This is a genomic window from [Flexibacter] sp. ATCC 35208 (genome assembly GCF_001975825.1).
Taxonomy (GTDB): Bacteria; Bacteroidota; Bacteroidia; order Chitinophagales; family Chitinophagaceae; genus Chitinophaga.
This window is the reverse complement of the sequence record NZ_MTKN01000001.1, coordinates 335,351-360,049: the sequence shown is the minus strand read 5'-3', so window position 1 is coordinate 360,049 and position 24,699 is coordinate 335,351. Positions and strand designations below refer to the sequence as shown.

The 24,699-nt window shown below is 43.9% G+C and carries 18 protein-coding genes; 2 read left to right on the top strand and 16 right to left on the bottom strand.

The annotated features are described in order from the left end of the window. Positions 1–5: 5 nt before the first annotated feature. The 7 genes from BW716_RS01370 to BW716_RS01340 all read right to left on the bottom strand — a co-directional run bounded on the left by BW716_RS01370 (position 6) and on the right by BW716_RS01340 (position 10,525). Positions 6–1,301 (bottom strand): M20/M25/M40 family metallo-hydrolase, encoded by a 1,296-nt coding sequence (locus BW716_RS01370; RefSeq protein WP_083720301.1) that lies wholly within the window; start codon positions 1,299–1,301, stop codon positions 6–8. A 3-nt stretch (positions 1,302–1,304) separates the two neighbouring features. After that, on the bottom strand, positions 1,305–1,922 hold the full coding sequence (locus tag BW716_RS01365) for a hypothetical protein (protein WP_083720300.1): 618 nt from the start codon (positions 1,920–1,922) through the stop codon (positions 1,305–1,307). A gap of 26 nt (positions 1,923–1,948) precedes the next feature. Beyond that, positions 1,949–3,532, bottom strand: coding sequence for a SusD/RagB family nutrient-binding outer membrane lipoprotein (locus BW716_RS01360; RefSeq protein ID WP_083720346.1), 1,584 nt, complete (start codon positions 3,530–3,532; stop codon positions 1,949–1,951). A 10-nt stretch (positions 3,533–3,542) separates the two neighbouring features. After that, the gene (locus BW716_RS01355; RefSeq protein WP_083720299.1) at positions 3,543–7,085 is read right to left on the bottom strand and encodes a SusC/RagA family TonB-linked outer membrane protein; all 3,543 of its coding nucleotides are present in this window, start codon (positions 7,083–7,085) and stop codon (positions 3,543–3,545) included. A 204-nt stretch (positions 7,086–7,289) separates the two neighbouring features. Continuing rightward, entirely contained in the window at positions 7,290–8,210 is a 921-nt protein-coding gene (locus tag BW716_RS01350) for a FecR family protein (protein ID WP_083720298.1), read from the bottom strand. A 68-nt stretch (positions 8,211–8,278) separates the two neighbouring features. Continuing rightward, positions 8,279–8,791 (bottom strand): RNA polymerase sigma-70 factor, encoded by a 513-nt coding sequence (locus tag BW716_RS01345; protein ID WP_255373851.1) that lies wholly within the window; start codon positions 8,789–8,791, stop codon positions 8,279–8,281. Positions 8,792–9,010: 219 nt separating this feature from the next. Next, on the bottom strand, positions 9,011–10,525 hold the full coding sequence (locus BW716_RS01340) for a hypothetical protein (RefSeq protein ID WP_083720296.1): 1,515 nt from the start codon (positions 10,523–10,525) through the stop codon (positions 9,011–9,013). A gap of 185 nt (positions 10,526–10,710) precedes the next feature. Between BW716_RS01340 and BW716_RS01335 the strand changes: the two genes are divergently transcribed. Then, positions 10,711–11,631, top strand: a complete 921-nt coding sequence (locus BW716_RS01335; RefSeq protein ID WP_083720295.1) for a TIGR01777 family oxidoreductase — start codon at positions 10,711–10,713, stop codon at positions 11,629–11,631. On the opposite strand, the gene BW716_RS01330 is transcribed toward BW716_RS01335, so the two are convergent. The 8 genes from BW716_RS01330 to BW716_RS01295 all read right to left on the bottom strand — a co-directional run bounded on the left by BW716_RS01330 (position 11,621) and on the right by BW716_RS01295 (position 23,149). Next, positions 11,621–12,862, bottom strand: coding sequence for an anthranilate synthase component I family protein (locus BW716_RS01330; RefSeq protein WP_083720294.1), 1,242 nt, complete (start codon positions 12,860–12,862; stop codon positions 11,621–11,623). The two genes, BW716_RS01335 and BW716_RS01330, sit on opposite strands and share 11 nt — an antisense overlap. Positions 12,863–12,934: 72 nt before the next feature. Continuing rightward, the gene (locus BW716_RS01325; protein WP_083720293.1) at positions 12,935–13,396 is read right to left on the bottom strand and encodes a hypothetical protein; all 462 of its coding nucleotides are present in this window, start codon (positions 13,394–13,396) and stop codon (positions 12,935–12,937) included. Positions 13,397–13,503: 107 nt separating this feature from the next. Further along, positions 13,504–14,793, bottom strand: a complete 1,290-nt coding sequence (locus BW716_RS01320; protein ID WP_083720292.1) for an adenylosuccinate synthase — start codon at positions 14,791–14,793, stop codon at positions 13,504–13,506. A 122-nt stretch (positions 14,794–14,915) separates the two neighbouring features. Next, positions 14,916–17,168 carry a bifunctional (p)ppGpp synthetase/guanosine-3',5'-bis(diphosphate) 3'-pyrophosphohydrolase gene (locus BW716_RS01315; protein WP_083720291.1) on the bottom strand — a complete coding sequence of 751 codons (2,253 nt, stop codon included), beginning with the start codon at positions 17,166–17,168 and terminating at the stop codon, positions 14,916–14,918. Between the two features lie 136 nt (positions 17,169–17,304). Then, the gene (locus BW716_RS01310; protein ID WP_083720290.1) at positions 17,305–18,021 is read right to left on the bottom strand and encodes a 2'-5' RNA ligase family protein; all 717 of its coding nucleotides are present in this window, start codon (positions 18,019–18,021) and stop codon (positions 17,305–17,307) included. A gap of 144 nt (positions 18,022–18,165) precedes the next feature. Next, positions 18,166–18,867, bottom strand: coding sequence for a response regulator transcription factor (locus tag BW716_RS01305; protein ID WP_083720289.1), 702 nt, complete (start codon positions 18,865–18,867; stop codon positions 18,166–18,168). Positions 18,868–19,154: 287 nt separating this feature from the next. Continuing rightward, on the bottom strand, positions 19,155–20,612 hold the full coding sequence (locus BW716_RS01300; RefSeq protein WP_083720288.1) for an alpha-L-fucosidase: 1,458 nt from the start codon (positions 20,610–20,612) through the stop codon (positions 19,155–19,157). Between the two features lie 2 nt (positions 20,613–20,614). Further along, a complete protein-coding gene (locus BW716_RS01295) occupies positions 20,615–23,149 on the bottom strand; it encodes a glycoside hydrolase family 2 protein (protein ID WP_083720287.1) in 2,535 nt (844 codons plus the stop codon). 140 nt (positions 23,150–23,289) lie between these two features. Here BW716_RS01295 and BW716_RS38800 point away from each other — a divergent pair, with 140 nt between their 5' ends. After that, positions 23,290–23,469 carry a DUF6728 family protein gene (locus BW716_RS38800; RefSeq protein ID WP_083720286.1) on the top strand — a complete coding sequence of 60 codons (180 nt, stop codon included), beginning with the start codon at positions 23,290–23,292 and terminating at the stop codon, positions 23,467–23,469. A gap of 113 nt (positions 23,470–23,582) precedes the next feature. Here the strand turns inward: BW716_RS38800 and lpxB are convergent, their stop codons facing one another. Beyond that, a complete protein-coding gene (gene lpxB / locus BW716_RS01285; protein ID WP_083720285.1) occupies positions 23,583–24,692 on the bottom strand; it encodes a lipid-A-disaccharide synthase in 1,110 nt (369 codons plus the stop codon). Between the last annotated feature and the right edge of the window lie 7 nt (positions 24,693–24,699).

Sequence of the window (24,699 nt, the reverse complement as noted above, 5' to 3'; positions counted from 1 at the left end):
CTTTGTTATTTTGCTATACCGGCTTCCGCCAATAAGATCAATAGAGCCTGCTGGATGCCCTTATATCCTTTATCATTCACCCACCATTCAGGGAGTGCATGTGCATTGCCGCCTATACCACCGGAACCAATGGTAATGGCGGGTACGCCTTTGGATATAGGAATATTGGAATTCGTAGAACCTACCCTCAGTGAAGGTGTGTCTCCCATATAAGTTACGACGGCCATCATGTGCTGTATCAATAGCTGTGTAGTATCACCCACACCTGATGGACGATCGCCGATCAGTTTCATGTCGACGGTGAGATCGACACCTGATTTCTTCATTTTATTCTCTTCTGCCAGTGCGCGGGCCACGGCTGCGTGCAATAATTTATCACAGTTATCCACACGTTCCGGACTTTCTGATCGCATATCCACCTCCATCCATGATTCAAATGGAATAGAGTTCACCGATGTACCACCACCTATCACACCTACATTGTAAGTAAGTCGTAAACCGGGTGCCTGTGTGAGTGAATCAGCAGCTACACACCAGTAGGCAATGGCACGACCCAGTGCATTGTGTGGGTTACCCAACCCAAAAGAACCGGAGGAATGACCACCCGGACCTTTGAAAGTAACACGATACCGGTGCGAGCCTAAACCTCTGTGTGTAATGCTTTCGCTATTCCAGCCATCTATGGCGATGTAACTATCTATCTTTCCGGGACCTTTGTCGCTGAACAGGTTCTTTACACCTCTCAGATCACCCTGTCCTTCTTCACCCACAGTGCCGATGAATAGCACATTGGCACTGGTTTCAATACCCGTCTTTTCCATAGCGGTCAATACCGTCAGTACAACGGACAATGCCCTTGTATCATCAGCAATACCCGGTGCTGCCAGCGTATCGCCCCTATGTTTGACTTTAGTATCGGTGCCTTCAGGGAATACGGTATCCATATGGCCTTCGAGTACCACCGTCTTCTTACCATCTTTGCCTTTGCGCAGTGCAATTACATTCCCCACATTATCTATCCACACACTATCCGCACCCGCTGCTTTCAGCATAGAGGCATATTGCTTCGCCCTCATATCCTCCTGGTAGGGAGGTGCAGGTATTTCTGTCAGTAAGATGTGATTAGCCATCGTCTGTGGTTCCATCTCCACAATCGTCTGAAAGGCTTTTTTCACCGATGGTTTCTCTGCAAGCGATTTGATTTCGGTTACGTATTTCTTATCTGCCACGCCTTTGCGGTCCTGTGCATACATACTCATCACCGTATGCAACAGTGCAGCCGTCAATATTATTTTTCTCATTTCTTACTGGTTTTTAAATCTTACTCCAACCCGACAGTCACCCGGTTCGCCACGGGATTCATCACAGATATTATTATAGAAGGTGACCACCCTCCTGCCATCGGACAGGTTTACAATGAATTTGAAAAGAAAATAATCGTTGACAGCCACTGCACTAAGGTCAACATTATTTAGTGCTGCTAATTCCGCTGCTGTGAAGTTAAAAGTTTTTGGGAATTCTGTAACAGTTTCGTACAAATGGTCATTCGTACCTACGATACTGGGCAGCGGAAACTGTGCTATATTGGTATATTGGTTACCTGGCGAAGAGATCACCAAAGGATAAGCGGGCACACTACTCTCTGCTTTGTTGTAACTGTTGTATACTTCAATAGAAGTGACCGTTACCTTATTGAACCCTGCCCATTCCAAAGTAAATGAAAACTGCTGCGTTGCCAGGTCAGCATCCTTCTTGTTGAAGAAAACGACCTTCCCTGCCTGACGGGTAGCCAATGCAGATTTGGTGGTATCTATGGTTACAATCGGCACCCCGGTATATTGATAATCTTCCCACTCATAGTGTGCTTTCTTACAGGCACCCACACAGATCATTAGTATTGAAAGAATGAATATTGGCTTCATAAATAATAATTTGGTTGATAAGTATCTTATTTATCCCAGAACACCGGCGTAATTTGCTGCGCCACCTGCAGACTGCTCACATCATCCCCCAGACTGGTGTTGGCACTCAGCTCTGTCTGTGAATAATACAGCCGCAGCGGGAAAGTATTGAGTGGCGACAATGGCGTGCGCAATACAGGTAATGCTGTTCTGCGGTAATCATTATATGTCTCCATGCCATTGCCATAAGTCGCTATATATTTTTGTGTCATCACCAGCGATAACTTACCCGCATCATCCGCTGCATCATAGGCAGCTAATTGCTTGTTCACATAACCTGTGATGGTTGCGGTTGACATCGTTACGCCTCCTCTTGTAGAACTGAAGGTGCTCACACTATTCAGATTTGCCGTGATACCATCTGCAAAATTCTGACGGGCATCATCACCTGTACCCAGCGTAAGTGAAGCTTCTGCACGGATAAATTTCACCATGGCATTTGTAATCAATGGTATGATACCTGATCCTGTACCATCTGTAGAAGCCACCACTTTTACACTACCTGTTGCATCGGTATTGGTCAGGTACACATTCGTTGATGGAAGATTATTGATAGGAGTCGCATCGTACAAACCACCAGCCGGATAGATCCCAAATGTAGAACGACGATTCAGATCCGCAGGTGCAGCCGTACCATCACCAGGATTACGCCCGTAATACCCATTGCTGTTTGTAGAGTTATTCAACCCAGCTGTAGCATTTTGTCTGAAGATAAAATAACGCAACCTTGGATCATCGTTATTAAATAGCAGGTCAATAAACGCCTGGTTCATGTAAAACGTCTTGCTGGATTGATACTCTGAACGATGCCATGGATGCCTGTTGTTCGGGTTCTGCAAAGGACCGAACTTGAATGTATAATCCAGGGTATTGCTATTGATCAAAGTAGAATCTGTCACCAACGCCTTGATAGCAGTGGCAGAACGGGTAGCATCCACCAATCTGATCTGATTGTACAATTTCAATTGCAGAGAGTGCGCCATCGCCAGCCAGGAAGTCTTTGTTCCACTGTACATCATATCTGCTGATGCAGGTACCAGTGTAGTAGTGGTCACTTTATTCGCATCGGCAATCGCATCCTGTATCAGCGTGAGTACGCTTTCATAAATATCGGCTCCCTTATCAAATGCAGGACTTACATTGGTTTGTCCATTCTCTGCTTCGGAGTAAGGAATATCTCCCCACATATCCACCATCAGACTCACCAGATAAGCCTTTTCAAGCTTCGCAATAGCTACATATCCCCAGTCGTTTTCCGTTGTTCCACTAGTAATGATGGCTTCCAGGTCATTCAGCGTCTGGCTGTAAAAACCATCCCATGGCTCATCAAAACTGGTGCCCTGCTGTTGGTAACGGCCCAGATCTGAAGAGAAGACAGTATGTTGTATAAACGTTTCCGTACCACTATTCAGCTCATACATGTTGGCTGCCATCGACACTTCGGTAGACGGTAGCAACAGGGAGCGCTGTGCAGTGGTCGGGTTATTCGGGTCTGTATTGATATCTACAAACTTCTTACAGGAACAAAGCCCTGCTATGAGAAAAGTATATAAAAGCGTTTTTGACTGCATAATCATACAATTAGAATGAGCACCTTAAATTGACACCAAATCTTTTAGTAGTAGGAACTGAGAGGTTATCATACCCCTGTGAGTTACCTACACCCAAAGAACTTACCTCAGGATCGAAATTGCTGTACTTAGGGAAGTTAGGCGCATTGTACCACAGGTTACGACCTGTTACTGAAATGCTGGCAGAGCCGAAAGGTGTTTTACCCAGGAAGCTCTTAGGCAGTTCATATGCAAGCCCTATTTCTCTTAATCTGAACACCGTCGCATCAAAGATGGAACCTTCCATCACACCACCAGGCCCCATACCACCGTTAAAGAAGTGGTCTTCGTAAGACATGGCCACATTGTTTTTGATCTTATTCCCATTCTCATCCCGCAGGGCGGTGAGGGTATTTGCATCACCCAGTACCCCTGGTGATACTAGCTGGAATTCACGCTTCTCTGTATCACGTGTCACACCACGCGACATCATCTGACCCACCGTATTGGAGTACATCTGTCCTCCCTGTTTCCAGTCGAACTGAATATTCAGCGAGATGTTTTTAAAGCGGAAGGTGTTCGTAATCCCCACGATGAAATCAGGATTCGGATTACCAATAGCTTTCAGTGCACCAGATACCAATGGTTTACCTGTACTAGGATCTATCAGTATATTGTTCTCATCATCACGTGCATAAGCTGTACCCTGTATCAAACCATATGGATTACCTACTATGTGCACACTGCTTGTACCACTCGTACCACCATAACTGAACTTCTCATAACCACCCAGGTCTTTGATCATATTCCTGTTACGGGTAAAGTTGGCATTGATATCCCAGTTGAAACCATTCTTCTTCTGGATCGGCGATGCATTGAATCCAATTTCCACTCCCTTATTAGTCGCCTCACCCAGGTTTAGGATCTGCGTGGTATAACCAGAAGATGGCGCAGCTGTTACTTCAAAGATCTGTGAAGTACTACGCTTGTTGTAGAATGTGAAATCAATACCAATGCGGTTATTGAAGAATTGTAACTCTGTACCCACTTCCAGTTCTGTAATGAACTCTGGCTTCAGGTTCGCATTCGTAAGCAGGTTGGACTGTGTTACAATATTATAAGTACTACCACCAGCAGGTGTGAATGGCAAACCTACATTTGAAGGAGTGGATGCACCACCAAGAATGGCATTGATCTGGTAGAAAGCGGCCGTTTGATAAGGCGAAGCCTCGTTACCTACACGGGTATAACCGGCTCTTACCTTACCAAAGTTCAACACATCTTTAGGTACCTGAAAAGCTTCCGTGAACACCAGTGATCCATTCACACCACCATAAAAGTAACTATGGTTGTTAGCAGGCAGCGTAGAAGAGATATCGTTACGGCCTACAAGATTCAGGGATAAATAGTTCTTATAATCGAAGGTGATATCCGTGAAGAATGCATAATACCTTTGCTTCAGCAGGTTCCTGTTATTCGTAAGTTGTACCCCTGTGATGGAACTGGTATTGTTAATATCATGGAGGTCTGCCACGATGATATTATCGCCATAAAATGCTTTCCTGTCAGTAAAACGCTGGTTCACGTTATTACCCAAAATCGCACGAACAGATATATCGGAAGTTACAGAATGAGTGGCTGTTAATAATAAGGTGTTATCCAGTTCCTGTCTGTAGATATTATCAGTAGTGATACTACCTGCGGAGTAAGAAGATGAACCTTTCCCTCTCACGCTCATTCTACGATCAGTATACGCATTGAAACCGATTGTATTTTGAACGTTGAGCCAGGTGAACGGATCGAAACCAACAATCAGGTTACCATAATACCTGTCTACATCACTGGTATTCGGGCTGTGTTTTACAGACCAGTAAGGGTTATCCACACCTGTATAATCATACACATTACTACCATCAATAGGGTTTTCATAGGGATAGCGGGTGAGGTCATAACTTGTAGGCACATACATCAGTGTTGACATGATAGACCCTGTAAGACCACCTACTGGCGGGGTCTTCTGGCGGGTGGTTACATAGTTAATGGAACCACTTGCATAGAATTTATTTTCAAGTTTGATATTACCACCGATATTCACAGAGGTACGTTTGATTTCATTTTCAGGCACCACCCCTTTGTTATCAGTGTTAGAAAAACCAGCTGTAAAGTTGCCTCTTTCTGTACCTGATGAAATAGAAATTGCATTCTCAAATACATTCCCGGTACGGAAAAAGTTCTTCGCATTTTGTGTCGCATAAGAACGGTAAGGCACCTGTATCGGTGTAGTACCATCTGCTTCATAAAACTCAGGAAACACGGCCGAAGTAAACTGCCTGGTTAGCTGATGCGGAATAGTAGAGCGGGTAGGCAACATGCTTTCCACTCCTTCAAAAGGTTGTCCCCAGGAAGCATATACCCCCTGACGATAATCATTATTAGTACCCTGACCATATTTAGTCTGATATTCTGGTAAACCAGCTACCTGTTCAAAAGAATAGCCGGCATTATAAGTGATCTCTGTTCCTTTGCGCGTTTTCTTCTTACCTGCTTTTGTAGTAATGATGATCGCACCATTCGCAGCTCTCGAACCATACAACGCAGCAGCAGCAGCACCTTTCAGCACTGTCATACTTTGTATATTATTCGGATCCAGGTCAAAGGCGCGGTTGGTTACCCCCACACCACCTACCGTAGATGCACCTACACTTGCAAACGTACTGTTATCAAAAGGCACCCCATCTACTACAAAGAGTGGCTGGTTATTTCCATTCAGCGAAGAGTTACCACGAATAGTGATATTGGTACCACCACCCGCTACACCACCTGCTGATTGAATATTCACACCTGCTACTTTACCTTGCAGGGCACGCACCGGATCAGGTTCTGATTTCTGTGCTAACTTATCTGAAGAGACAGTACTTACTGAATACCCCAGGCTGTTCTTTTGACGGGCAATCCCGGCTGCGGTTACCACTACATCATGCAGTTGTTTTACCGCTGCTTTCAGTTGAATTGTACTGGCATCTCCCACAGGTATTTCCATCACATGATACCCGATAGCAGTCACTACCAGTATAGCCCCTGATTTTACTTTCAGTGTGAAAGAGCCATCACCGCCGGAAGTGACACCGTTGTTGGTTCCTTTTTCCACAATGGTAGTACCAGGAAAAGGTTCGCCGTTTTCACTCAACACCTTTCCCCTGATGACGGTATCCGCTGCTATTATTGGAGTTGCGGGAATAACATTTTGTTCACTGCGATCTTTTAAAATAATAAAACCGTCATTCACTACGTACTTAATATCCAGCTGTCCCAATACCTTATTGAGTACGCTACCTAATTCCTCATCCTTTGCCCGGGCGCTTACTTTCGTGTCCATGGCAATGTGATTGGAGCTGTACACAAATTTTACATTAGTTTTATTTTTGATCTGGCTGAGCACATTGCGCAGACTTACATCATCCGCCTGTAGCGAGATCTTTTTATTTAGAATACTCTGGGCATAGACCATCTTCCCGCAGAGACAGACGAGCAGCGTCATCCGCAGGCCTCTGGTGATAAAAGCTTTTACACTCATAGACGAATTACTTTGTAGATTTCTGGTTGATTAAGGCAAAGCATTCCCTGACCACGTCAGTGCGTAGTGCATGCAGGGGCATCATTTTTTTAAACAGGGATTACATCCTGTACTGTTGAAGTTGTAGTATTAGTGAAGCTACTGTCATAGGCAATTGTTTTTTTGTGTGATACTTCCTGATCCTGGTTGATAGTTCATGACGACTTATTTTTTTGGTTGCATTGTTACAGTCTTCCCTTTGATTGTCACCTCCAGGTTGAGTGCCTGACTAATCATCTCCATCGTTGTGTTTAAAGACTGGTCTGTCAAATCTGCTGTGAACAGACTGTTGGCGATAGCAGTGTCGCCGGTTTGTATATCTATTTCAAATTTCTTTTCTATACGTTGAATCACATCTTCCATGCTGGCATCATTGAATGCCATGTCGTATTCTGTTCCTTTTGTCAATTCATGTACTGCTTCTCTGGTGGCGTGACCTTTCGTCACAGTGGCCTGTGCTTCTGAATACACGGCGTTTTCATGTTCAATTAATATGTTTTCACCATTGAGAGATACAGCACCGGTGAGCACAGAGATGGCTACTTGCTGCCCGGTTTTCTTTATATTAAAACTTGTCCCTAATACTTTGGTAGTAAGCGATCCGCAATAAATGAGGAAAGGATGATTGGCATCTTTCGTTACTTCAAACAGGGCTTCTCCATCTAATGTTACCGCTCTTTCCGGGCCACCAAATTTTACAGGAAACACCAGTTTGCTTTCTCCTTTTAACCACACAATAGTGCCATCAGATAAGATCTGTTTTGTAATCTTTCCTTCCACACTGGTAGCATAGGTTTTACGATGTGGTGCTACCAGGTTAAGCAAAGTCGTTTTGAAAATATACCCTGCTACAATCAGTAAAGCCACTGCAGCAGCAACTTTGAATAAATAAAATACAGGTCGTTTGTGTTCAATACGTTGCTGCAATCGCCTGAACGTCGCATCTTTTGAAGCCTGCAACTCTTCGGGCGACAAACTGTCGAATGCCGTTTTATCTTCCATTGCATCCAGCCATGCTTCCAGCTGCTCATTTGGCTGACCGGCGGTATATTGATCGAGAATATGTTTGAAATCCTTACTATTCATCAAACCTGTTTTCTATATAGTAAGTAAACTGAGAGAGGGCAAACACCCAATGACAATCAAAATATTTTTTATAACAGCCAGAAATATTCCCTGAAGGCGATACGCAGGTGCTTCAAGGCCCTTGTCAGGTGGTTTTCCACAGTCTTGTGCGAAATGTTTAGGGTAGTGGCTATATCCTGTATAGACCGGTGCTCATTCCGGCTCATGCGATATACCTGCTGGCATTTTTCAGGAAGGCGCGATACTTCCTTTTCTACGGCATTCAACAGGTCTGTATATTCTATATATTGTTCATTACTATGGTCGGCACCCACAAATTGTGCATAACTGCTGGCATAAGCTCTCCGTACCTTGTCCGCCTTCATATAATTAAACAGCTGGTATTTGACGGCGGTAAATAAATAAGCATTGAGTGAATGGGTGAGCGTCAATTCTGCGCGGCGGTTCCAGAGAGAAAAAAATACTTCCTGAATAATCTCTTCGGTCACTTCCCTAGATTTCAACCTGTTGTACACATAGGCAAATAACCGGGGCCAATATTCATTGTATATAACTTCGTACGCATCCTGATCGTCCTTTATTAATAGGGCAATACTATCAGCTTCACTGTATGTATTTGTTTTTTTAATAATATCGACAATTTTGGCTGAAAGAAGTAGTTGATACTATAAACAAACAAAAAAAAATCAATAATTCATAGCTATTTAGGTATTTTTTTAGGTATTTGACAAAATTTCTCAATAAAAAACCCCTTCCGTCAATAAACAGAAGGGGATTCTTTGTACTATAATTACAAAATATCAGAAATCTACTTTAGCAAAACAAATGTAACTTCTATACACACAAGGTACCAACACCGTCCTTCCACTAATCTGCTTACCATACCTTGGCATCCAGGTAAATCCTTTATCCAGATTTCTCAGGGTTGGTTTGGTTGAGGTAGTGCCATCCGGCTCAACGCCTTTATCAGTCACCATAAAATCTCTTCTGTTCAGTTCATTGTACAGGAAGCGCAATTCACTACCGATATTCACCATCAGGTAAGACAGGTTTAAATCTGACCCGTCGTCGAACTGACTCTTGTCGATAATATTGCTCCACAGCAGGTTGCCCTCATCATCCACTGACATCACAGCGATGTTGTCATAGTGGTACCTGTTCCCCATATTATAGTTATTATACCATGGGTTGTAATACCATGGAGAATATGGAGAATAATAGTAAGGCGTATACATACCATAAGGACCATACATGTAATTCCATCTGTTCCATGGCTGGTTGTTCCGGGAGGTTGTATAGAAAGATTCTGCGGTCAGAATGAATCCACCATTTTTGGTGTTGATGATCTTTCTGATGAAGTAATCATTGAAAGCAGCGTTGGTAGAAGATTCTCCCTTCGCCCTGCTTTTCATTTCCGGTGCAAACACCACTTCTTTTTCATACAACAGGGTCTTGGCAGCGTAGTCGTACTTACTTACATACAAACCTTCCACATTGCCCCGTTTCTGCCTGTAATAAAAAGAAGTGACCAGTGCTTTGTGCGTGTTGTTATCAATCTTCATCTTCACTTCATCCAGCAGGGTCGTTTTCAGTTCCATGGGCACGGTTTCAAAACTATCCACTGCTGCACGTTTGATAACGAGATGACCACTTACAATATAATCCCTGTTATTCGTCCGTTCCAGTTTATTGAAAAGGAGGTCGCCTTCATTGGTCAGGGTGAAGTTGCTGAGGAAACTTCTCTTTGACTCCATGGGCAGCGACAACCTGCTGTTGTTCATAAAATGGAACGCACTATCGTACAGGAAGGTGTAAAATACGTTGTCGCTTTCTTTGTCCTGGTTGATTTTGTAGACCAGGATTTTGCTTTTGTCTTCAGAATATTCTACAGAATATACCTTGTTATTGTCCTTGGCATAGTAGCCAATGCGGGTAGAATCGACCATTACCGGGGCGTCGTTAAACTTCCCATCCCCGTTCATAGTAGCACAGAAGCTGTACACAGCGTCTTTACGCTGGAACTGGTATAACATATAAACTTTGTCGGCATAATTGATAAAGTCGACACTGATCAGTTTTTTAGGAAGAAAGTCCAGCTTTACCCTGTCTTTGAGTTGCATAGCATTGTCGTACACAGACACTACGTAATCGCCCCTGTCACTCTTATAGACCAGAATATTGCCTGAAACACGCCCGATAATTTCGAATTCGGTGCTTTTGTAATCATCCTTTTCTGGTTCCGTATAAGTGATCTTTTGAGCCATTACCGCCCCACTCCACAAAAACAGTAAAGCATAGAGATATAATATGCGCATGCTGATTTATTTAAAAAATTGCAGTTTTAGGATATAGATTTAACGGTAAACGACTGGAATTCATTGTATCCCCTGCATACCGGTTACACTAAAATAAGGAATTACGGATTACCAACGCCAAAACCGTGATTAACGGCACCCGGCACCTTAATTGATATAAATAAACTGTATTTTTGAAATTAACTATGGACACGGTCTTAATTACAGGTGGAACGGGCCTCGTAGGCCGGGCACTCACCAGATTGCTTACAGAAGTTGGATATAAAGTCATTATCCTGAGCAGAAAAACAGCGCTCCCCGCAGAAAACGGGTTGGTTACCTATGCACATTGGGACGTACAACGTCAGACTATTGATGAAACTGCCCTTTCCCAGGCAGATTACATCGTTCACCTGGCAGGTGCTAACGTAGCTGATAAACGGTGGACTGCAGCCCGCAAAAAAGAGATCCTTGACAGCCGTACCCAGAGTGCAGAGCTACTTTTCAATGCCCTCTCCCGCACCCCAAACAAGGTAAAGAAAGTGATCAGTGCCTCTGCTACCGGCTACTATGGCCCGTATACAGGTGGTGAACCCTTTACCGAAAATGATCCTCCTATCGACGATTACCTGAGCACTACCTGCGTAGCCTGGGAAAATGCCGTACTGAAAATGCAATCCCTGCAAAAAAAAGTACTCATCTTCCGCACGGGTATCGCACTCAGCCCCGAAGGCGGTGCACTCAAGGAATTCTATAAACCTCTCAAAGCAGGTTTTGCCACCATCCTCGGCAATGGAGAGCAAATGGTACCCTGGATTCACATTCATGACCTGGTCAGGTTATACCTGAGCGGTATTGTGAACCCCGATTTGCAAGGTATCTATAACGCTGTGGCGCCTAATCCGGTGAGGCACAAAGACCTCGTAATGACGCTGGCACAAGTGTCCAGGGGTAAAAGCTTTATCCCTGTATACGTACCTGCATTCGCCCTGAAACTGGCTTTAGGTGAAATGAGTATGGAAGTATTGAAAAGTGTGAGCGTATCGGCAGCTAAGATCATGAGAACAGGGTTCGTCTTCTCTTATCCTGATATCAGGAGTGCATTGGAAAATTTCTTTAAGCGGTAATAATCTTTTTCATGGCAGCAGCTTTGAGCAGGCATTCTTCCCATTCCTGTTCCGCACTGGCATAATAAGTTATGGCAGATCCTGTCTGAAAGGACAGGTATCTGTTTCCTGCATTGTACAGGATACTCCTGATCACTACATTGAAATCAAAATCCCCATCCGGGGTAATATATCCCACTGCACCGGAGTACAATCCTCTCTTTGATTGTTCATATTCCTCAATCAGTTCCAGTACACGTTTTTTAGGTGCTCCTGTCATAGAGCCCATGGGGAACGCCTGTCTGATGGGTTCCGTGAGTGGCAGGTTCGGGTCAGGCATAGCCGTAACCGTCGATATCATGTGGTGTACCTGCGCAAATGAGTAAATACCAAAGAGTTCTGCTACCTGCACAGTACCTTGCAGCGCAGTATGCGAGAGGTCATTCCGCACCAGGTCTACCACCATTACATTTTCTGCCCGTTCCTTGCTGTTATGCAGTAATTCCAGTCTGCGCTCTTTATCTTTTAGCACATCGCCATCTCTTTTAATGGTGCCTTTGATAGGCTGAGAGATGAGTAAAGGGCCTTTTTTCTGGAGAAAACGCTCCGGACTTGAGCAAACCAGGTATTGATCGTCAAAGTGATAATAAGCCGAAAATGGGGCGGGAGAAAGTTGGTTCAGTCGTTTGAACAGTTCAATGGGTGCAGCATCTGTATCGCGGATAAAATTCTCTCTGCAAAAATTCACTTCATAACAATCTCCTCTATGGATATGTTCCTGCAGGGCACGTACTGAATTTATATACTGTTCACGATCCATGTGTGCCGTAATCTCAGTATTAGACACAGCCTTGGTCACCGTGTGCACTTCAGTGTGCTGCACGGCGTCAAATATCGTTGCTGCTGCCTCCTGATCCATGTTCCATCCTCCAATACTGACTTCCTTTCCTTTCAGCAATAAGACAGTTTCCGGCCTGAAAAAGAACAGGTCGGGCAATTGTAAGCCGTCGGCATTTCCGGAAGTCATTCCATGAAATACTTCGTTCTTGAGGTCATATCCCAGGTGGCCAAAGAGCCAGTCGGATTGCGTGTCGTAAAATTGCTGCAGTTGTGAAAAGGCAGTGCCGGCATTGCAGGTGAGAGTAGAGATAGCGCCAGCAGCCAATATAGCTTCGTACCGGTGGTAAGCAGACGAATAATGATTGTTGTCTAAAAAACAACAGATGTTGCACTGGTTGCCCCAATTCAACATCTGTTGTTTAAATAACGTTTGATCATTAACCGGGAAATGGTGAAATATCCTGATAATGCTGATTTTTAGTGCTTAAAAATCGTCGTCGTCATCGTCAAAGCCACCTCTGTCGTTAAACAGACCCATGTCTTTGAATTCATCGTCGATGCCGAGATCGTCATCGTCATCTACACTTTTCTTTCCAGGACGGCCACGTTTGCTCTTAGCTTTAGGCATGTCAAACTCTTCGAAGTCAGGATCGTAATCCTCATCTTCGGCTTTTCCCCAATTATCATCATCATCGTCGTCGCCCAAATCATCATCATCCTCTTCCAGGTCGTCATCATCGTCATCGTCAGATTTACGTTTTGATTTTGAGGCCGGCTTATCTGATTTTTTAGAAGCAGCAGACTTACGGGGAGTTTCCTCCTCATCCTCATCATCTTCGTCCTCCTCTTCCTTCTTGGGCTTACTAGCAGCTTTAGGCGTTGCTTTAGTAGTCTTTGGAGAACTCGTCTTTTTGGTCTCTTTTTCGTTATCAGATTTTGATTTCATAATAGGTTCACTTAAGTCTTTAGCGTATTACTTTAGCGTAAAGTTTTAACAGTTTTTTTGATTAGCCAAATTTTTTTTGCCGTTTTTTTTTGTAAATTATTGGTATTTTACTGTGGCAGTATTTGGTCTCTTCCAGGCCCGTTGGACACATATTTCACAGGAACGCCCAGGTAAGTTTCAACAGCTTTTACAAAGGTCTTCATCTCGGCTGGTAATTCACTGAAGGTATTGCTCTTCGCCGCAGTCTCATCGCTCCAACCTTTATATTTTTCCCAGATTGGCGTTACATCCAGATCATTGATCTGGAAAGGCATCGCTTTCGTCTGCTTTCCATCTATTTCATATGCGGTACAAGCGTACACTTCTTCAAATACATCGAGTACGTCACTCTTGGTCATTACCAGTTGGGTTACGCCACTCAGCATACAGGTATAGTTTAGTGCTACCAGGTCAATCCAGCCACAACGACGTGGACGGCCGGTAGTTGCGCCAAATTCATTACCTTCTTTACGCAGTTTTTCGCCTACGGCATCGTGCAGTTCTGTAGGGAATGGACCACTACCTACACGGGTACAATATGCTTTTGTTACACCGATCACTTCTTTTACCCATGACGGAGCGATACCTAAACCGCTACATACACCGGCGCTGATAGTGTTAGATGAAGTTACGAAAGGATACGTTCCAAAATCCACATCCAGCATACTTCCTTGTGCACCTTCTGCCAATACTTTTTTACCAGCTTTCAGGTAGTCATTCAGGAAATACTCACCATTTACTATGTTCATTCCTCTCAGGAATTCAACAGCCTGGAAGAATTCAGCTTCCCACTCAGCAATATCGTTCGCAATTTCAGCCTTTACTTCAGCAGCGAAATCATAACCCGCCAGCAGGTGCTCATGCTTTGCCTTCAGTTTCGCATAGCGCTCCTGGAAGTCAGCACGCATTACATCTCCTACTCTCAAACCGTTACGGCCTGTTTTATCCATATAGGCAGGACCGATCCCTTTCAGGGTAGAACCGATTTTATCCGCACCTTTCGATATTTCTGAAGCCTTGTCCAGTGCTCTGTGAGTGGGCACAATCACGTGCGTTCTCTCTGCTATAAACAGGTTTGCCTTCAGATCTACGCCTAATGCAGTGATCTTATCACATTCCTTCTTGAAAGTGACAGGGTCTAATACGACCCCGTTTCCAATCAGGTTGATGATGTTTTTGTGAAACACGCCGGAGGGGATCGTGTGCAATACTACTTTCTGACCGTCGATATATAAAGTGTGACCAGCGTTTGGACCACCCTGAAAGCGGGCAATGATATCATAATTGCCTGCAAAATAATCCACAATCTTTCCCTTGCCTTCGTCGCCCCACTGCAGGCCCAGCAAAACATCTACCATAAGAATTGATATTGATTTTAAAAAGAAGTGGCAAAATTACGGGGAAAAAGGAATAATTACAATTATACCTCGTTGTCAATTGACAAAAAAAAGGGTTGCCTGGCGGCAACCCCATAAATAGTTTACTCGTCTTCCAGCCGGTTTACGGACTGAATACCATCCAGCTTACCCAAACGCAGGAACAACTCATCCAGCTCCTCCTTGTCGTGCACAAACACCTTTATCAACCCCTCAAACAGGCCTTCCTTGGACTCGATCGTCAACCCTGCTATATTTATTTTTAATTCGCCGGAAATAATATTAGTAATCTTGTGAATCACCCCTACATCATCCATTCCTACCAGGCGCAGACCGGTCAGGAAGGAGATCTCCCTGTTCTTCACCCACTTGGTCTTTACAACCCTGTGACCGTAATTAGCCAGCAACTGGGCGGCATTCGGACAGTTCGTACGGTGTATTTTCAATCCTTCACTGGCAGTAATGAACCCAAATACATCGTCTCCCGGAATCGGACGACAACAATTGGCCAGTTTGTAGGCAATCTTGTCAGAACTTTCACCAAATATAATCAGCTCCGCATCCTTCTTGGAAGGCAACTGGTGCTTGATGTGGTCTTCGGCTATGTGCTCCGGTGACTTAACCGGTACCGGCTTAGGTGCATCCAGCTTATCGCCCAATATATTGAACTGTTTCAATTCTTTCAGGTCAATATTCTTCACCGCGATCTGATAATACAGATCTAGTGGAGAAGGTTGCTTATAGAATTGTACCAGTTCATTAATATTATGTTGACTGGCAGATACTTTCAGGTGATCCAGTTTCCGCTCCAGCACATCCTTACCATCCATGGCTATCTTACGCTTCTCTTCCTTCAGAGCGTCCTTGATCTTGGACTTAGCCTTGGCGGTCAGTACGTAGTTCAGCCAGTCTTCAGAAGGCTTTTGCTTATTGGAAGTAATGATTTCCACCTGGTCCCCGCTGCGCAGTTTATGGCTGAGTGGTACCAGTTTGTAATTCACCTTGGCGCCTATACATTTATTACCTACCGCACTGTGAATAGCGTAGGCAAAGTCAAGCGCCGTGGAGTTGACCGGCATGATCTTGAGATCCCCTTTAGGAGTATATACATAGATCTCTTCTGTGAACAGGTTGCTCTTGAAGTCGGCCAGAAAATCCAGGGTATTGGAATCAGGGTTGTTCAGGATCTCACGGATCTGGTTGAACCACTGATCGAATTTGTTTTCGGTATCCTGCTTCTGGTTACTACCTTCTTTGTAGCGCCAGTGGGCAGCCAGGCCTTTTTCGGCGTAGTCGTTCATACGCTTGGTCCTGATCTGGACTTCCACCCATTTACCGGCTGGGCCCATTACAGTTACGTGCAGGGCTTCGTATCCATTGGATTTAGGATTACTCAGCCAGTCGCGGGTACGCTCAGGACTGGGGTGGTAAAAGTCGGTGATGATGGAATACACTTTCCAGCAATCAGACTTTTCCTTATCCACAGGGGAGTCCATGATAATACGGATCGCAAAGAGGTCGTACACTTCCTCGAAAGTGATGCCTTTCTTCTTGATCTTATTCCATATAGAGTGAATGGATTTAGGTCTCCCGAATATTTCGAAAGTTAATCCCTCTTCCTGGAGAACTTCTTTGATTGGTTTGATGAACTCGTTGATATACCGGGTACGCTCACGCTTGGTCTCCTTCAGTTTACGGGCTATTTCACGATAGGTCTGCTGTTCCGTATACTTCATGGAAAGGTCTTCCATCTCGGACTTGATATCGTACATACCGAGACGGTGAGCCAGCGGAGAGTAAATAAAGACGGTTTCTGATGCGATTTTCAGCTGTTTTTCACGACTCATGCTATCCAGGGTACGCATGTTGTGAAGGCGGTCTGCTAATTTGATCAGAATAACACGGGGGTCATCTGCCAGGGTGAGCAGTATCTTCTTAAAGTTTTCCGCCTGTGCGGTACTGGTACTGGAATCGACCACGATCGATATTTTGGTAAGACCGTCTACGATGTGAGCGATCTCCGGACCAAAAGCCCGTTCTATATCTTCCAGTGTCACTTCTGTATCTTCTACAGTGTCGTGCAGGAGCGCACAGATAGCAGAGCGAACACCTAATCCTATTTCATCCACACAGATCTGTGCTACAGCCAGGGGATGGAATATATAGGGCTCACCTGATTTACGTCGCATTTCCTTGTGAGCATCTGCTGCCATTTCGAAGGCAGTACGTACCAGCTCGCGATCACCTTTCTTTAGTCGCGGTTTTAAGGCGCGTAGTAAAGCACGGTAATGACGAACAATTTCTTTTTTTTCCTGTTCCTCGTCGAGGTTATATGTTTTGACTGCCACTGTATCCATCTGGACTAAAGTTACAATTTTCTTGCATAAGAACCATAGTCCCAAATCCCACGGTAGTGCTATCTTTTATAATGGGTTACAGCGTCTGCTCCCCTACCTGAAAGGGTCATTTGGTTGATTTCTATTTAGAAAGAAATTATTCTCCCCCCAATTTACATTTGTGCAATACTTCCCAGGAAGTGCCGGTATGTCTCAAAAGATACAGGTTATTGACCCTGAAGGCGGCATGGAATTCTTTTTCCTCGTATTCCAGCCGGGCCAATTCAAAAGCCCCTTCCGCTATATCATTCAGTGCCAATGAGATGTGTGGATTAAACCCATACTTAGCCAGCATATTACTGAACCCGAAGTCCTTTCTCAGCAGCAAAATTAATTGCTTATGCAGGTGCATAATAGGGGCAGTCTTCACTACATTGATAAAGATGAGTCTTCTGTTCTCAAGAGCAACAGCGCCAAAACCATCCAACTGGATGTCGAAAGGGGTCATGGCAGATGCAAAATCCGTCAATCCCTCGCAAAAGTCCTTTTCCAGTACGGGATCGGCTGTGAACGGTACTTGTATGGTAATGTACGGTAATACCTTCAATGCTTTGCGGGCATCATAGAAGTCTGCAAATTCCTGCTTCATTCTGATAATTTCCTTGCCCACTGCGGCATTAGGTAATAAAGCAATAAAATAGATCTTACTTTCCTTCTTTGGCTTTTTAGGGCGTGATGGTTTGCGGGGATTAACCTCCCTTCCCTGTGAGTGGCCGTTCCGGCGGCGATCATTGTTCTGTTGCTCATATCGTGGTTGTCCATGCCCGAACTTACCGCCGTTTACCAGCCCGGGCCCTTTTCTTTCATAGTGCATTGTGTACAGTTAGTGGATGGTGATGGGGTTCTATTGCCTGAATCCTTGCTTTGTAATATGATTGTGCTCTCTTTTTTAAAATTTATTCGTCCGGATATTATATTCCTGCCTGATTCTAACAGACTTACTCCCTTAATATTGTGATTAGTCTTTTGGTATGTTTAGCCGGATGCCCACATTGTGCAACGTCTCTAAATCGATGCCCGGTTCCATCTTAAAATGCTTGCGTAGTCGGGTGATGAATACATCCATACTTCGGCTGGAGAAGAAACTACTGTTGCCCCAAACTTTCAATAATATTTCATCACGCTTGACCAGCTTATTGCTATTTTCCACCAGGTACTTCAACACTTTCGCCTCTTTTTTGGTCAGTGCTGCGATGGTTTCTCCATCTTCCTTGGTGAGTTCTTTTTCGTCGTAATTAAAACGCACATGCCCGATGCGGTAAATGCCATCCCCCGGTATTTCCTTGGGCAATGTCCTGCGCAAAAATACCCGGATGCGCATCACCAGTTCCCGCATGCTAAACGGCTTTATGATATAATCGTCTCCCCCGATCCGGAAACCGTGCAATCGATCTTCGTCCAGTGAACGCGAAGAAATAAATATAATAGGAATCATCCCATTCCGCTTTCGAATGTCCTGCGCGAGCGAAAAACCATCCCTCTTAGGCATGACCACATCTAATATGACCAGATCAAAATCATCTCTCTGAAATTTTTTCCAGGCTACCTCCCCATCAAAGCAATGCACCACATGATAACCCGCCTGTTCCAGATGTTTTTTAACTACATTTCCGTAGTGATAATCGTCTTCTGCAAGAAGGATCGATACATTACTCTCCATAAGTAAAAGTTTTCCCCGTTACAATTTAGGTCGTTAACAAAACTGCTTGTACCCTTTTTCTACTTCCAAATTTTTACAATATTGCTGAATTAACTTTTGAATTTAGTTAATAAGAAGTTATTGATCAGAAATACTCGCTCAAGACAACAGATGTAACGGTTTTGAATTAGGGTTACTCAAAATGGTATTCTAAATATCGAATTTATAATATGTCATTACTCATATTAACAAAAAAAATGGCCACCAGTTCACCGGCGGCCATTTTTTTAAAGTTTTTTTTATCCAGCTCAGGATGCAACTGCAGAAATTCTGATAGCTATAGCATGCTGAAAACCTTTTTTCTGTAACGCAGCCGGGATTGTGATAGTGGTAATATCACCAGTTGCTTTCCAGCTCAGTTTTTCTTTCGCACCCAGCATTTCCAGCTTAGCACCTTTAGCAGGTGTCAGCCCCTTAAATGCAATGTCAGCCGGCAATTGCTCATCTTTATCCAGCAGGTATATCGCATATACACTGCCGTCTTTCTTCCGTGTAAAACATACTTTTCCATCTTTATACGGAGCAACAGATTTTGTGGCATAGATCGCATCACCATTTACATGCATCCATGCACCAATAGCAGTCATGGTTGTATACGCCTCGTCGTGCAACTGACCATCAGGACCCGGACCTACGTTCAGCAGGTAGTTACCACCTTTTGCCACGATGTCGATCAGGTGATGGATCAGTTCATTCACAGATTTGTAATGATCGTTCGGTACATAAGACCAGCTATTCGCCATGGTCATACAGGTTTCCCATGGGTAATCCAGTGGTTTGTCAGGAATCTGCTGCTCTGGAGTACGATAGTTTTCGTTCGGACCATGTACCTCGCGGTCTACCACGATCAGACCTGGCTGGTGTGTACGCGCCATGGCCGCAATACCATCCATGTCAATATCTTCATCCTGCTTGATCATTTTTTCACCGGTTTCAGCGGCGGTAATGTCTGCAGCAGATTTTTTATCCTGTTTACGAGGACGTACCCAGCCACCATCTAACCACAGGATGTCAATTTTACCATAACCTGTCATTAGTTCTTCGATCTGGTTGTAGGTATACTGACGAAAAGCTTTCCAGCGATCAGGATATTTACTTACATCATAGTTTACATGCCTGTCTTTGGGTGGAAAATAAGACCACCAATAGTACTGGCTATGCCAGTCAGGTTTGGAGAAGTAAGCACCTGCGTGCAAACCTTCTTTGCGGAAAGCTTCAAATACTTCTTTAGCAATGTTTGAACGGGGATCTTTTCCGAATGCAAAGTTTGGATTGGATACTTTGTAATCAGTTTGTTTGGTATCAAACATACAGAAACCGTCGTGGTGCTTGGTAGTGAATACTACGTATTTCATACCTGCATCCTTTGCCGCTTTTGCCCATTTGGAAGGGTCGAACTTTGTAGGATTGAAAGTTTTACCCAGTTCTTCATACTTTTTCACATAGTCATAGTATGGAATACCGTATGGCTGACGTTGTGTCCATCCTTCATCTTCAGGACAGATGCTCCATGATTCTACAATACCCATTTGAGAATATGCCCCCCAATGGATCAGCATACCGAATTTCCAGTCAGACCACTCTTCCAGGTTCTGTTGAACGGCTTTGTCTGTAGGTGGGATGTAGGGTGGAATTTGTTGGTGCTGCGCACTGGCTGAACCTATTAGCAATAGTGCGCTGCTTAAAAGCATACAAAGTTTTCGCATGTTTAATTTTTAAATGTATCTCTGAGACTTATAACCTTTATCTTATCCATTAGCGGTGCCGCTAATTTGTTGAGCCATATATCCTTCGTCTGGCCAGGCAGCAGATCAAAATAGTTATCGCTAAAAGTCAATTCCGGATCTTCACATTGCAGGTATACGTTCTTTGCAAGTTGAGTCGCCGTTACCAAAATATGGAGAGCCAGGGTATCATCATTCGCCACTTCTATTTTCAATCCAGGGTCCGGTAATATTAGATCTTTGGTTTTAGCAAAATAATATACATTCTCACTTAATAACTTATCACTATTTACCACTTTCGTATAGAATATTACCTTTCCGGTGTCTGCCGGCTGCAAAATAGTGTTCAATGGTATTTCGTGAACAATGGTACTTTTGTTACCTTCTATATTAATATTCACTGATTTTTCCCACAAAATCTTGCCGCCAAAGTCCATTAGTTTCATTTCGAGTTTTGCCTTGCGGTCTTTATTTTCATCAGAAATAAGATAAGTCTTTAAGTTACCATTTTTTACGATATTGCTCACTAACAATGGTTCATATGCCTTCTTTACAAAGAACTGCATGGCTTTCCAGCGACCGTAATAATCAATACCTGACCAGGATGGGCCAGGCCAACAATCATCTAACTGCCAGTACAGCGTACCCATACAAAAAGGCATGGCCCTACGATGCGCTTCGATACCCATTTTCATACCTTCTGCCTGCAATACATGATTCACATACAGGAAGAATTCAAAATTTGTAGGTTCTTTATAATAATGTAAGAGATAAGTCCTGATAGCAGCATTCCCCCTGTTGAAACTCTTTTGGTGTGATAACATCACAGGAGAATATATATCTCTATCCTGCGCTGATGTAAACCGCTTTACTGTCTGGATATCAGGGAAAGACTGAAAACCATATTCACTCATAAACCTTGGAATATGTTCTTCAAAAGCTTCGAACCATTCCATACCATGCCACACCCCCCAATAGTGATTATCACCAATAGTGAAATCTTCTTTGGTACCCCAGTTGCTAATAGGTGATGATGGGAAATAAAATCTGTCTGCATCATATTGCTGAATGATTTTTGGTAGCTGCACTTTGAAGAGTTCATCATACCCAGCTCTCATATCCGCCCATTGTTTTTCTGTATAGCCATACCCTTCTTTCCAACCCCAATGATCAATCGCAACACCTATCTCATTATTACCACACCACAGTGCAAGTGAAGGATGATTACGTAGACGGGTAATGTTAGCACCCAGTTCCGCTTCCACATTTTTCAGAATTTTTGATGTAGGATAAGTTGAACAGGCAAAGAGTAAATCCTGCCATACCAGTATACCATATCTATCCGCGAAATCATAGAAACGGTCATCTTCATAAATACCACCACCCCACACACGAACCATGTTGAAATTGGACACCTTCATATCATTGAACAACTTTGCATACCTTTCTGTAGTTACACGCGGCAGGAAGTTATCCAACGGAATGTAATCAGCACCTTTCATAAATACAGGCCGTCCATTTACTTTTACATAAAAGCTCACACCCATACTGTCAGGTTTATTCACCACTTCTATCGTGCGCAGACCGATGTTCAATGCACGTGATTGTAACAATTCATTTCCATCGTAGAGAGATACCTTCACTTTATATAAGTACGGATCGCCTAAGCCGTTAGGCCACCAGCGACGTGGGTTTGAGATAGTAAAAGAGGCAGATAAAGTATCTCCTTCGAATGGTTTAGTAATGGTGGAAAATAGCTTGTCAGGGCTTTCTATTTTAATAGTGTACTTCTTTTTTGCGGCTGTCTGGAATTTCAGTTTCGCCAGTATCACCGCTGATTTATCAGTCAGTTGTTTTTGCTTAAGATATACATCTTCAATACTTACTTTATCTCCATATTCCAAATACACAGGCCGCCATATACCTGATGTCACTAATCTTGGCCCCCAGTCCCATCCATAATGATAAGGTGCTTTTCTCGCATACACACTCAAAGGAATATCACTCGCATCATTACCGGCAGGATAGATCACATCATCATGTAAGAAGTTGTTCATATCATGCCTGATAGGACTGTAGAAAACAAGACGCAAAGTATTGTCCCCTTCTTTTACCTTTTGCTTAATTTGTGCCTTAAGTGGTACAAACATATTGGAACTGGTAGCAATAGAATCGCCATTGATGAAGATAGCTGCATAAGTATCCAGACCTTTAAAATCCAGCGCAAGCCAGTCGTGCTGTAACATCTCTTTTGTTACAGTAAAAGAGGTTTGGTATTGCCAGTTTTTCTTATCCACCCATTGTACCGACTTTTCATTCATACCAACGTAGGGATCAGGAATGAGATGGTGGGCCATCAGGTCAGTGTGGACGGTGCCTGGCACGGTAGCTGAGCGCCATGCAGTGTCGTCAGTGCTTGAGAATTTCCAGTCTTTGTTTAGTTCAATTTGCTGGAAAGACTGTGCTCCTGCTGTGGCCGTAAGCAGGCACAGGCAGGCAATATTCACATAACGTCTCATTATTGAAATTGATTATTTTTTTTGCATTCAAACCTGCTGCCGCAGGTCTTTTCATTGTCCAAAGAAATTCCCATCAGGCATCAGCCCAAAAATGAGATTTCTTCCTTGCTGCCGCAGGCCTTTTCAATTATCTTTGTTGCATGAAAAACATATGGCAACAAATACTCCGTTATCTCTACATAGGTAAAAAAGATAAAAGCTCGCCGAATACGACAAGTGTAAAACTCATGCACGGCATGAACCGGATTTCTATCCTGGTCTTCCTTTTTGCATTAATTGTATTCGCGATTAAAATGATTTTTTTCAGACATCATCACTAAGCAGGTTTCCTACCTACATAAAACCTTAAACACTTCCTGCATAAAGCAGATCTACTTCCCACATTTAGTACACCTACTGCCTGCCCGAAGTACCTACCACCTGCCTTAACCGCTTACTTTCCTTGCCTCGCCTCTTCCACAATCACCTCAGCGGTCCTTCTGCTCGCCTTCTTCTCCCCTAACTTAGTCCAGAGCTGGCTATAATCTTCTTTAATCCGCTGGCGGGTAGCATCATCCTCCAGCAATAACGTCAACTCCCTGAGCAGGTTCTCCTCTGTCAGGTCATTTTGAATTAACTCTGTTACAACTGGTTTATCCATCACAAGATTCACCAGTGAAATATATTTTACCTTAATCAGCCGCTTGGCAAAGAAATACGATACGGCACTTCCTTTATAACATACCACCTCCGGCACACCGAACAATGCTGTTTCCAATGTAGCTGTCCCCGAAGTGACCAATGCCGCCTTCGCCTGTCTTAACAAGGCATAGGTTTGATTTTTTACTGTAGATACATTTGGGTGTGCACCTGTCAACTCCTGCATAAAAGCATCATCCAGGCTAGGCGCCTGCGCCACCACAAACTGATACTGGGGAAAATGCTTCGCCATCGTCAGCATAATCGGCAACTTCACACGCACCTCCTGTCTCCTGCTCCCCGGCAATATCGCAATGATAGGTTTATCAGCAATTGCCGGCTCTGCCGGTGCATCTTTGGCCGCTTTGACCACCTCTACCAATGGGTGACCTACATATTCAACAGGATACGCCCATTTGTTGTAAAAGTCCTGCTCAAAAGGCAGGATACAAAGCATTTTATCAACAGATTTCTTGATCTTCTTCACCCTGTTCTCCTTCCAGGCCCATACCTGCGGAGAAATATAGAATACAATCTTATACCCTAAAGGCTTCGCCCACTCTGCAATACGCAGGTTGAAACCAGCATAGTCAATCAATACTAATACATCTGGCTGATAAGCAGCAATATCCTGCTTACACCATTCCATATTACGCAATACGGTACGCAGGTTCATCACTACCTCTATAAACCCCATGAAAGCGAGATCCTTATAATGCTTTACGACCGTTCCCCCGGCTTGTGCCATCAGATCCCCGCCCCAGCAGCGGATATCCGCGTTGGTATCGAGTTGTTTTAACTGTTTGATCAGATTACTGCCATGGAGGTCACCGGAGGCCTCACCTGCTATTATGTAATATTTCATTTTATCA